Source organism: Rhizobacter sp. P2_H3, from assembly GCF_056403355.1.
The window spans coordinates 1-4970 of sequence record NZ_JBFUFQ010000323.1 but is presented as its reverse complement, the minus strand read 5'-3'; the positions used below and the strand labels follow the sequence as shown (position 1 = coordinate 4970).

General features: G+C 68.0%; 4 protein-coding genes. 3 read left to right on the top strand and 1 reads right to left on the bottom strand.

The window, feature by feature from the left end; genetic code table 11:
- Window positions 1-192 (top strand): hypothetical protein (locus tag AC1D1T_RS29930; RefSeq protein ID WP_477993084.1); only part of this gene is annotated, 192 nt, incomplete at its 5' end.
- Window positions 189-2624 carry a WD40/YVTN/BNR-like repeat-containing protein gene (locus AC1D1T_RS29925; RefSeq protein ID WP_477840421.1) on the top strand — a complete coding sequence of 812 codons (2436 nt, stop codon included), beginning with the start codon at window positions 189-191 and terminating at the stop codon, window positions 2622-2624. The genes AC1D1T_RS29930 and AC1D1T_RS29925, both read left to right, overlap by 4 nt.
- Before the next feature lie 47 nt (window positions 2625-2671).
- On the opposite strand, the gene AC1D1T_RS29920 is transcribed toward AC1D1T_RS29925, so the two are convergent.
- Entirely contained in the window at window positions 2672-3733 is a 1062-nt protein-coding gene (locus tag AC1D1T_RS29920; RefSeq protein ID WP_477827835.1) for a hypothetical protein, read from the bottom strand.
- Window positions 3734-4311: 578 nt separating this feature from the next.
- On the opposite strand from AC1D1T_RS29920, the gene AC1D1T_RS29915 reads away from it, so the two are divergent.
- The coding region (locus AC1D1T_RS29915) for an alginate lyase family protein (protein WP_477993082.1) at window positions 4312-4970 on the top strand (659 nt) is incomplete at its 3' end.

Here is a 4970-nt window from a genome sequence, read left to right as displayed (position 1 = left end):
CACCTGCACCTGCACCTGCACCTGCACCTGCACCTGCACCTGCACCTGCACCTGCACCTGCGCCTGCGCCCGCACCTGCACCTGCGCCTGCGCCCGCACCTGCGCCTGCGCCTGCGCCTGCGCCTGCGCCTGCGCCTGCGCCTGCGCCTGCGCCTGCGCCGGCCGCCGTGCCGGGGGCTGTGGGAAGCGTGAAGGCGACCGACGCCGGGGCCCAGGTGACCGTCAGCTGGGCCGCCGTGTCCGGAGCCACCGCGTACCGGGTCTACCGGTCGACAACGCAGGGCCAGCGAGGCACGCTGATCGGCTCGACGTCCTCGACGAGCCTGGCCGACAGCACCGTCGTCAATGGCACGACGTATTACTTCGTGGTCACGGCCTCGAACGCCACCGGGGAAGGTGCGGCCTCCGCGGCGGCGTCCGTGACCCACGGCACCGCCTGGACCAACGCGAAGTACGGCGGCGGCGGCTACGTCACCGGTCTCGTCTTCCATCCCACGTCCGCGAACGTTCTCTACGCACGCACCGACGTCGGCGGCGCCTATCGCTGGAACCAGGCCACCAAGGCCTGGGTGCCGATCACCGACGGCTTCAGCGGCGCCGAAGGCTCCTACCACGGGGTCGAAAGCATCGCGCTGGACCCGAACAACGACCAGGCCGTCTACCTGGTCGGCGGCATGTACGCCTCGGCGGATGCCACCGCCCGGCTGTACCGCTCCAGCGACCGCGGCGACCATTGGTCCCACGTCGACCTRCCGTTCTCCGCGGGTGGCAACAACAACGGCCGGGCCATCGGCGAACGGCTGATGGTCGACCCGAACAAGCCGTCGACGCTGTTCTACGGCTCGCGCACGGCCGGCCTGTGGAAGAGCGCGGACTCCGGCGCCACGTGGGCGCAGGTCAACGCGCTGTCGTCCACCAAGATGAGCGCCGACCAGATCAACGCGGCGGGCGGCCAGGTGATGGGTGTCGAGCTGGTGGTCTACGACACCGGGACCCGGGGCACGGGCACGGCGACCTCGACCCTCTACGCCGCCATCGCGCCGGACTACGTCAGCGTGGCGGGCCTGGGTTCGAACCTGTACAAGTCCACCAACGGCGGGGCATCGTGGACTGCGGTCTCGACGCCGGTGTCCGGCTCCCACATCCCGCACATGGTGCGGGCCGCCGACGGCAAGTTCTATGTGGTGTTCACCCAGGGCGCGGGCCCGAGTTCGCCCGGTCCCGCCCGTCTCTACAAGTTCGACGGCGGCAGCACCTGGACCTTGCTCAACAGCAACGACGCCTCCGGTTATGGCGGCCTGTCCGTCTTCGGCACCGGCTCGACGGCGCGCATTGCACTGGGCGTGACCAACACCTGGGGCAACTACAGCGGCCAGAAGATCGTCCAGCTGTCCGATGACGGCGGCAGCACCTGGCGCGAGATCGCGGCCACGATGCCGCATACGCCGGCCGACGACGGCTTCTCCGGCTGGATCGACGACGTCGAGATCGATCCCTCCGACCGCGACCACGTCCTGCACGTGTACGGCGGCGGCATCTGGGAAACCCGGAACGCCTCCTCGGCCACGCCGAGCTGGACCTTTGCCGTCGACGGGCTCGAGGAGACCTGCGCGCTGGCCCTCAGGACGCCGCCGGCCGGCGCGCCCTATCCGGTGATCTACTCAGTGGGCGACGTTGGAACGTGGGTCTACACCGACCTCGCGAAGAAGCCGACCCAAGGTCCTTCCACCCAATGGAGCAACGGCAATTCGTCCGACGTGGCGTGGTCCGATCCGCTCTACATCGCCGGGGTCGGCCTGCTGAACTCGAGCGGCAAGGGCACCGGCTTCTGGTCCGGCGACGGCGGCAAGACCTGGGCGACCTTTGCCTCACTCGCCGCCGGCGGCGTGGCCAACACGAGCGAAGCGTCGAACATCGCCGTCACCGCGCGCAACAAGGCCGTGTGGGCGCCGGCCGATTCGGTGCCGTCGTACACCACCGACAACGGCGCCAGCTGGACGGCCACCAACCTGCCGGCGCTCACCGTCATCGGCGGGTTCCCTCGCAGCTACCGCATGGTGGCGGACCGCAAGAACGCGAACAAGGTCTATGCCTACGACTCGGGCGGTGCCTGGTGGGGCACGCCGGGCAAGGTCTACGTCTCGACCGATGGCGGCCACAACTTCACGCTGAGCCCGGGCTCGGTGTCTGCCAACCTGCGCGCCAATCCCTTCGGGAACACGTCGATGGCGGTCAACCCCAACGTCGAGGGCGACCTCTGGCTGGCCGACGGCAACGCCGTGTATCACTCGGTGGATTCGGGCGCGAACTGGACGAAGCTCAGCAACTTTGCGTCGGTCTGGGGCAGTCGTGACCCCGGGCAGTGGCCCGAGGTGCAGGGCGCCAGCGTGCTGGCATTGGGCAAGGCCAGGGCGGGCGCCGCGTACTCGGCCGCGGTCTACGTGGTGGGTGCGATGAACGGCGTGTGGGGCGTGTACCGCTCCGACGACGCCGGCACCAGCTGGCAGCGCTTCAACGACGATGCGCACCAGTTCGGCGGCATCAACCTGATGGCGGCCGATCAGAACCTCTACGGACGGGTCTACACCGCCGGCGGCTGCCGAGGCTTGTTCTACAGCAACTGAACGCACGCATCCTGCCGCCCCCTCGGGGGCAGGCAGGTCGAAGGCCTTCAGTGAGCAAGCGCGGCCGGGTTTGCCAGGTACGCCTTGAACGTGCGGGCGAACTGTCCACCGTCGGTGGTGATGTTGGCCGAGGTGCTCCCGCCGCCACTGAACACGATCCCGAACACGCCGATGGCGGTGTACTGCGTCGGGTTCGTGAGCATGTAGTGGACGTGGTTGTCGCGGAAGTGTCCGGGAGTGCCGCCGGGGGTCGCCGAAGGCACGCCCATCGGCGTCTGCCAGTACAGGATGGGCAGGTTCCCGAGCACGCTTCGCGCGGTGCTCCACTCGTCGAGGTTCTGGCGGAAGTTGGGCGTCGCCACGTTGGCTTCGTCCCAGTAGAACGGACCGTTGCCTCGCCCGGCGCACTCGTCGGGGGGCGGGCTGACTTCCATGCAACCGGCGTCACGGTCGACCGTCTGCGCCACGATGAAGTCGGCCTTGTCCGCCCCGAGCTTCAGCATGAAGTTGCCGACGGTGGTGGCATCCCGTCCCCAGAAGGACGGCGGAAAGCCGATCTTCGCCTTGGGTGCATAGGTCCGCCCGAGCGTCAGCAGGCAGCGCGCGAGCCCCGTGACGTCGTCCGGTTGGCCTGCGCATTCGCTCACCGTGCTCACGCGCGCCGGCACCTTCGTCGGGTCGCCGCCGGGAGCACCTGTCAGCACGAAGCCCCAGAAGTCCGGTTCCAGGTTGACGAGCGTCGGTTGGTCCGTCGCCCCGATCTTCTGGTACATCAGCCTGACCTGTGACCAGTAGCTGGCCATGAAGCTTGCGTCGTTGATGGCGCTGAGGTTCCCTTCGCCCCTGGAGGCCATCTGGTAGAGCGTGAACAGGGGCACGGCGCCGGCCGCCTTGGCGTTCGCGGAGGCATAGGTGACGTAGGCCCCATCGGGGCTGTTCCAGTACGGCCACGAACCATCTCCCACCCCGACCAGGTACGTGTCGATGATGTCCGGTCGAATCTGCTGGCTCGTCATGTCGGCGATCTTGTTGCCGGCACCCAGGCCAACCAGCAGCCGACCGGGTACGCCGAGGCTGGCGTTGATCGAAGCAGGCGGCGCAGGCGGCACAGGGGCGGCAGGAGGCGCAGGGGCTGCAGGTGGTGCAGGAGGAGGCGGAGTTCCGGAAGAGGGCGGGGGCGCCGCATCGGAACCGGAGGACGATGCCCCGCTCCCGCCACAGGAGACGACACCAGCCATCATGAGGGAGAGCGCCACCAGGCGGACGGGGGCGGCGTTCAGTGCGTTCGGCATTTTTTCCTCTTTGAACAAACAAGAAACTTCATTCATCGTGCGCGTCGAATTGCAGGACAGTCGGATCGCCGCCACACCGAGGGAGGCGTCGACGAGCAGGAGCTCGTTGTGCGGCAGTGACCTTGTTTGTCAGACCGGGCCCGCCCTTCGACGCGCGACACGGCGCCGCTGTCAAGGATGGTCAGGTGTGAACGCAATTCGCATGCGGTGCGCGGCTCGTGCCGCGCTCTCCATTGCATGAGAGGTTGAACATGCAATCCCCAGGCCACTTGAGGCGATGCGTCGGAAAAAAAGCAATCCTTGCACGGTACGGACCGGCCGTCACAGCTTCGTCAGGACGGCGCCGATGTTTTGCGCTAGCTTGCCGACCTCTACGGAAAAACAAGGAACCCCGCGTGTCCAAGACATCCCCGGAAGCCACTCGCGTCGACGAGTTGCCGCATCGCACGCGGCGCGCATTCTCATTCGGCCTGGGTCTGTTTCCCTTGCTTCCCGCGCTGCCGCTGCTGCCGGGCTGTCGTGACGGCGACGATGAGGACTCCGGAGATGCCGGTGCTGCCGGCCTGCGGACCCCGGCCTCGGTGAGCGGCGCCTTCCGCCACCCGGGCCTCTTGGTCACCGAAGACGACGCCACGCGCATCCGCGCGCACATCAAGGCAGGCCAGGAGCCGTGGACGGGATGGTGGAACAAGCTGTGCGCTGAGCGCAACGCCTCCTTGGACGCCAAGCCCAATCCGCAGCCCGCGGTCTACCGGGCCGATAGCACCAAGTACGCGCTGTACGGCGACATCGCGCGCGCCTGGACCCTGGTACTGCGCTGGAAGCTGTCCGACCCCCAGGACAACCGCTATGCCGACAAGGCGGTGGAGTTCCTGGACGCCTGGGCGAACACGCTGAAGGAGGTCGGAACGGTGCCTCCCGGATCGACCGCCCATGACGACCACACCTTCATCATCCTGGCCGGCATACAAGGCCACCAGTTGGCGCAGATCGGCGAGATCCTGCGCACCTACCCCGGCTGGGCGCCGCAGAGCCAGAAGCGCTTCCAGGCAGG